Origin of the sequence: Oceanobacillus salinisoli, from assembly GCF_009733865.1 — a bacterium.
Classification (GTDB): domain Bacteria; phylum Bacillota; class Bacilli; order Bacillales; family Amphibacillaceae; genus Oceanobacillus; species Oceanobacillus salinisoli.
The window spans coordinates 1-6,212 of the sequence record NZ_WOFB01000010.1; the positions used below are offsets into that span (position 1 = coordinate 1).

Sequence of the window (6,212 nt, forward strand, 5' to 3'; positions counted from 1 at the left end):
TCTATTCATTTCCATCCAAGGGAATGCCTTGTTAAATTAAAAAATCAGTTATGAAGAAAATCCTACTAACTTTCCTTATGAAATTTAGATTCCATTCCAGAGCGCAATAAATAGAATGTTATCTCAAATATAAATTTTCTGTTATTATTATACTAATAACCGGCTATACTTGGTACAATATTAGAATAATGTAAAGAATAGATAGAAATTTAAATGGAGGTATTATAATGGCAACAATTGAGGATTTTCAAAAATTGGACATACGAATTGGAACTGTACTTCATGCAGAGCCCTTTCCCGAAGCACGAAAACCAGCGATCAAATTAAAAATTGATTTTGGCGAGGAAATTGGAATAAAACACTCTTCCGCACAAATTACGAGAAGATATAATCCGGAACAATTAATTGGAAAACAGGTTGTCGGTGTCGTTAATTTTCCTCCCATGAGAATAGCAGGATTTAAATCAGAAACATTAGTAATTGGTGGAGTTCCTGAAGATGGCGACGTCGTATTGCTAAAACCAGATGAGCAAGTAAAAAACGGAACACCAATAGCCTAAAATGATTAAAAACACTTCAACTAATACAGATAAAGAGGTGTTTTTAACATCTATATAAGTCTTTAGTCCTATCCTTAAAAACAATATAGGTCAAAAGTAATTATAATAATCGAACTTTTCAAATAATTTACATTCCCTTTATACTCTCTTAAAATTTGCCCTTTACAATATACACGTACCATAAAAATTAGGGCAAGCGAGGTGAAGAAGTTGGAACGCAAAAAGTTAAGTTTAGCTTTACTTACAGCAGTTCTCTCCAGTGGGCTACTATTTGGTTGCTCAGCTGAGGACCAGGAAGATCCAGCTACTAATGAGGAGCCTACCGAACAACCAGAAGAAAATACGGAAGTGGAAGAAGAACAAGAATAAAACGTAGTATGAGATTATTTAAAATTGAATACGCCTTATAAGGAAAGAGACCAGAGGCTATCTGATACATAGCCTCTTTCCTCTTTTAATTAATCAATGATTGAAGTGGTGCGGGAATTCGCCCGCCTCGTGATATCAATTTTTCAGATCCAAATCCATTTACACCCATTACAGGGGCACGCCCTAATAGACCACCGAATTCTACCATGTCGCCCTCTTTCTTACCTGGAACAGGAATCACTCTCACCGCTGTCGTCTTTTTATTAATCACACCAATCGCCATTTCATCAGCAATGAGCGCGGATAATGTAGATGCGGAAACATCTCCATCTAAAGCAATCATATCTAGTCCAACAGAGCAAACAGAAGTCATCGCTTCAAGCTTCGGTAGGGTTAATGAATGATCAACAATCCCTTGAATCATCCCATTATCTTCACTAACTGGAATAAACGCGCCACTAAGTCCGCCGACATAAGAACTTGCCATAGCTCCCCCTTTTTTCACTGCATCATTCATTAGCGCTAAGGCTGCTATCGTTCCATGTGTCCCAACACGTTTTAGACCAATCTCCTCTAAAATCTCCGCAACACTGTCATTTAATGCATTCGTTGGCGCAAGCGACAAGTCCATAATCCCAAAGGGTACATCAAGACGTTTGGCAACTTCCCGTCCAATTAACTCCCCAGCTCTTGTAATTTTAAATGCGGTTTTTTTAATCACATCTGAAACTTCACCTAAATCTGCCTCTGGATGTTTTTTCAGCGCATTTAAAACAACCCCTGGACCGCTTACCCCAACATTAAGAACAACCTCTCCTTCGCCGGCACCATGAAAGGCACCAGCCATGAATGGATTGTCTTCTACAGGGTTACAGAAAACGACGAGTTTCGCACAAGCTAGTCCATTTCGCTCTTTCGTACGCTCCGCTGCTTCTTTCATAATCATCCCCATTTTTCCAACTGCGTCCATATTAATTCCTGATCTTGTAGAAGCAACAGAAATGGAGGCACAAACTCTCTCCGTTTCACTAAGCGCCTCTGGAAGTGCATCAAGTAACGTTTGGTCACCTTTTGAAATTCCCTTATGGACAAGTGCGGAATAACCACCAATAAAATCGATTCCAAGGGTAAGTGCTGCTTGATCCAATGTTTTCGCTAACTCAATTGCCTGTTCCTTTGTCGCGTTACCTAATATTTCGGCAATTGGTGTAATCGATATACGCTTATTAATAATTGGAATTCCGTATTCCTTTTCCACCTTTTCCGCAACTTCTTTAAGTTCACCTGCATAGTTAGTAATTTTATGATATACTTTTTGATTCATCTTATCGAAGTCGGAATCGGCACAATCATACAGACTAATGCCCATTGTAACGGTACGGATATCTAGATTTTCCATTTGAATCATTCGTATCGTTTCCAACATTTCATTAAGTGCAATATCCATTTTGCATTCTCCTTTTACCTAAAAAAGCATTATATTCGATGCATTGCTTTAAATATTTCCTCTAGTTGAATATTAATTTTCAGACCAAGTTCCTCACTTAATTCATCAAATTGCTGCTGTAATTGATCTAAATTCTCTACTCCCGTTACATCAACAATCATCATCATGGTGAAGAAATCCTGTAAAATCGTTTGACTGATATCTAAAATATTCAACTGATTTCCCGATAGGATGGTAGTAACCTTTGCAATAATACCGACTTGATCTTTCCCAACCACACTTACCACCGCACGTTTATTTTCCATTGGTGTCACCTCTTCATTATTCATATTCATTGTATTTACCTGTAAAGAACGGTCTCTGCAGGGGCTTTAAGGTTCTCATTTCCCCTTCGCAATCGACTGTCCTAACATTATATAAGGTTAGATTTCATAGAATTCGTAATGAGAATCCTATGAAAAAAGCCATTAAAAAAAGATTGGTATGAAACCAATCTCGGGTTAGGGTAAGAGTATAATTTGTTTTCTACTCTTCTGTCCTTTTGCCTGAGATTTTGAATCCTTCGGCGCCGCAATGACGGTCTCTCCAGAAGCTGCTCCTTTTGTAGTGCTACCCACAAAATTCATAGCTATTTATTTTGATATAGTTCATGGAAAACTCCAGCTACGTCGATTTCCTCTTCGCGCTAAAATCTTAATTTTTTTCTTAACGTATAAAAAAGAATAAATTTATATTATCAATGATTATATTTTAGGTCAATATATTTTTAGAAATAAATGAATAAGTTGTCTTAATGTAATCTTGTATTTTGTGGTAAATAAAAAGCAGGAAAACATTACACATTCACTCTTTCCCTTGCGAATGGGCAACGTTTTTCTTATACTTAGTACATGAAATTGGTACATAAAAATTTTTGCTGTATAGAATCCCTTTCATGCTAAACTTTTATCCTAATGTAAGAGTTATTTGATAAATGGAGGAAGAAAATATATGATTATTGTTACGAATCGAATGAAAACGAAACAAGGATTTGCCGAAAAGTTAGCTCCAAAATTCACAAAACCTGGCCCATTACAAGAGATGGAAGGCTTCCATAAGGTGGAAGTTACCATAACAGAAAATCCAAAAGACTACGACGAATTAAATGTAAACATGTACTGGCACAATTATGAAGGTTTCCAAGCATGGAAAAATAGTGACATGTTTAAAGAAGCCCATAAAGGTACTAACACTAAGGAAGCTAAACAGGACTCACCTGTTATCGATAGTGAAATAATTGTCTCTAAAGTTGCTTCCATTATAACGTCTACGAAAAATTAGATTATCCTAGCACAAGAAAGGAAACTTTAGAATAATAGGAGTTCATGCACAACCAAGTAAGCATTTCTATCTAGTACTTTCCTGTTAGTCCATACCTGTTTAAAAATGAACAGATAGGCTACAATAACTAACATAGAAGTACAACATAAATGTATAGTGTACCCATATAAAGGAATGTGCCAGATTAAATATTCTCTCACGTTGAGGATTCATTGTTCGTTTACAATTTTAAAAACGGTATTGATCTCGTTCCTATTTTAAGGACGGGTTTTTTTATGCGAAAGTTAAGAGGAGTTAAGTAGATGAAATATCTAATAGTTATTATAGGTTCATTAATCATTGCATTTGCTTTTAATTTCTTTTTGGTTCCTTATGAAATCTTAAGCAGTGGATTAAGTGGAATTGCCATTTTGATCGGACTAATTACACCTTTTGATATAGGGGTGATGAATTTTGTCCTGAACTTACCCATTCTAATTTTAGGTTATTATAAACTGGGGAAAGAAATTACATTAAATACGCTCATTTGTGTAATATCTCTTTCCGTGTTTTTATACATTATACCTGTAAGTGCTGTGGCCGATAATATATTATTATCCGCAATCTTCGGAGGAGTGATTAGCGGTATTGGCATTGGCCTCATATTAAAATACTCCGGAACTTCAGGCGGGCTGGATATTATTGCGATTATTGTTTCCAGATCAAGTAATATGAGTGTTGGTCTTCTATTAACCGGGATGAATGGAATTATTATTCTATTTTCAGGCACCTTCTTTGGCTGGAATTTGGCATTATATACGCTCCTGTCTATTTATCTTACAGGGAAAATGATTGATACTTTCCACACCAATCATATTAAGCTAACTATGCAAATCATTACAACCAAAGGAGAACCCATTCGCAAAGAACTGCTGGAGACTATCTACCGCGGCATAACCATTACCGATGGCTATGGCGGTTACACGATGGAAAACAAACAAATTTTAATGGTGGTTCTAACCCGCTACGAAACAATGAAAGTAAAAGAGATTGTACGAAAGCATGATACAAAAGCATTTATTAATATATTCGAGACAGTAGAAGTTGACGGTGAGTTTGCTAAAAACTAATGATGATTCCCTTTTGACTGATTCCCAAGTTCATTTGGGCATCTAGAACTCTTCTACGTGACCTTTTCATTGATTCCTGAGTTCATTCGGGCACCTAGAACCTTTCTACGTGACCTTTTCGTTGATTCCTGAGTTCTTTCGGGCAACTAGAACCTTTCTACGTGACCTTTTCGTTGATTCCTCAGTTCATTCGGGCAACTAGAACCTTTCTACGCGACCTTTTCGTTGATTCCTGAGTTCATTCAGGCAACTAGAACTCTTCTACGTGACCTTTTCGTTGATTCCTGAGTTCATTCGGGCAACTAGAACCTTTCTACGTGACCTTTTCGTTGATTCCTGAGTTCATTCGGGCAACTAGAACCTTTCTACGCGACCTTTTCGTTGATTCCTGAGTTCATTCGGGCAACTAGAACCTTTCTACGTGACCTTTTCGTTGATTCCTGAGTTCATTCGGGCAACTAGAACCTTTCTACGCGACCTTTTCGTTGATTCCTGAGTTCATTCGGGCAACTAGAACCTTTCTACGTGACCTTTTCGTTGATTCCTGAGTTCATTCGGGCAACTAGAACCTTTCTACGCGACCTTTTCGTTGATTCCTGAGTTCATTCGGGCAACTAGAACCTTTCTACGTGACCTTTTCGTTGATTCCTGAGTTCATTCGGGCAACTAGAACCTTTCTACGTGACCTTTTCGTTGATTCCTGAGTTCATTCGGGCAACTAGAACCTTTCTACGTGACCTTTTCGTTGATTCCTGAGTTCATTCGGGCAACTAGAACCTTTCTACGTGACCTTTTCGTTGATTCCTGAGTTCATTCGGGCAACTAGAACCTTTCTACGTGACCTTTTCGTTGATTCCTGAGTTCATTCAGGCAACTAGAACCCTTCTACGTGACCTTTTCGTTGATTCCTGAGTTCATTCGGGCAACTAGAACCTTTCTACGTGACCTTTTCGTTGATTCCTGAGTTCATTCGGGCAACTAGAACCTTTCTACGCGACCTTTTCGTTGATTCCTGAGTTCATTCAGGCAACTAGAACTCTTCTACGTGACCTTTTCGTTGATTCCTGAGTTCATTCGGGCAACTAGAACCTTTCTACGTGACCTTTTCATGGATTCTCCAGTTCATTCGGGCAACTAGAACCTTTCTACGCGACCTTTTCATTGATTCCTAAACTCTTTCGGGCATCTAGAACCTTTCTACGTTCCCCCTCGAACGATTCTTAAGTTCATCCGGGCACCTAGATTCCTTCCACGTGACCTCTTGAATAATTCCTGAACCTATTCGAGTACGTTGAACCTGTCCGAGACCACTTGAAAAAGCACCTTTTTAAAAAAGGTGCTTTTTCATCAGTATCGAACAATTTTTACCTCTTATTATATAACACGTACTGTAACGATTCCTTCTAT

Annotated in this window: 6 protein-coding genes and 1 riboswitch; of the genes, 4 read left to right on the forward strand and 2 right to left on the reverse strand. The window is 37.9% G+C overall.

What is annotated here, in order from left to right; all coding sequences use genetic code 11:
• Nucleotides 1-227 precede the first annotated feature (227 nt).
• Together csaA and GMJ66_RS20395 are read left to right on the forward strand one after the other, a co-directional pair.
• Nucleotides 228-560, forward strand: coding sequence for a chaperone CsaA (gene csaA / locus GMJ66_RS08050; RefSeq protein ID WP_156289811.1), 333 nt, complete (start codon nt 228-230; stop codon nt 558-560).
• A gap of 210 nt (nt 561-770) precedes the next feature.
• The gene (locus tag GMJ66_RS20395) at nt 771-929 is read left to right on the forward strand and encodes a hypothetical protein (protein ID WP_197046646.1); all 159 of its coding nucleotides are present in this window, start codon (nt 771-773) and stop codon (nt 927-929) included.
• 85 nt (nt 930-1,014) lie between these two features.
• On the opposite strand, the gene GMJ66_RS08055 is transcribed toward GMJ66_RS20395, so the two are convergent.
• Nucleotides 1,015-2,376 carry a PFL family protein gene (locus tag GMJ66_RS08055; RefSeq protein WP_156289812.1) on the reverse strand — a complete coding sequence of 454 codons (1,362 nt, stop codon included), beginning with the start codon at nt 2,374-2,376 and terminating at the stop codon, nt 1,015-1,017.
• A 29-nt stretch (nt 2,377-2,405) separates the two neighbouring features.
• Nucleotides 2,406-2,681, reverse strand: coding sequence for an ACT domain-containing protein (locus GMJ66_RS08060; protein WP_156289813.1), 276 nt, complete (start codon nt 2,679-2,681; stop codon nt 2,406-2,408).
• Between the two features lie 218 nt (nt 2,682-2,899).
• Nucleotides 2,900-2,975, reverse strand: a riboswitch (glycine riboswitch).
• A gap of 391 nt (nt 2,976-3,366) precedes the next feature.
• Here GMJ66_RS08060 and GMJ66_RS08065 point away from each other — a divergent pair.
• Together GMJ66_RS08065 and GMJ66_RS08070 are read left to right on the forward strand one after the other, a co-directional pair.
• Entirely contained in the window at nt 3,367-3,696 is a 330-nt protein-coding gene (locus GMJ66_RS08065) for a heme oxygenase (protein WP_156289814.1), read from the forward strand.
• A gap of 302 nt (nt 3,697-3,998) precedes the next feature.
• On the forward strand, nt 3,999-4,805 hold the full coding sequence (locus GMJ66_RS08070) for a YitT family protein (RefSeq protein WP_156289815.1): 807 nt from the start codon (nt 3,999-4,001) through the stop codon (nt 4,803-4,805).
• Nucleotides 4,806-6,212 lie beyond the last annotated feature (1,407 nt).

Excerpts from the sequence above, each read along its gene's own strand:
- csaA (WP_156289811.1), top strand. The coding sequence starts at position 228 with ATGGCAACAATTGAGGATTTTCAAAAATTGGACATACGAATTGGAACT.
- GMJ66_RS08055 (WP_156289812.1), bottom strand. The coding sequence starts at position 2,376 with ATGGATATTGCACTTAATGAAATGTTGGAAACGATACGAATGATTCAA.
- GMJ66_RS08060 (WP_156289813.1), bottom strand. The coding sequence starts at position 2,681 with ATGGAAAATAAACGTGCGGTGGTAAGTGTGGTTGGGAAAGATCAAGTC.
- GMJ66_RS08065 (WP_156289814.1), top strand. The coding sequence starts at position 3,367 with ATGATTATTGTTACGAATCGAATGAAAACGAAACAAGGATTTGCCGAA.
- GMJ66_RS08070 (WP_156289815.1), top strand. The coding sequence starts at position 3,999 with ATGAAATATCTAATAGTTATTATAGGTTCATTAATCATTGCATTTGCT.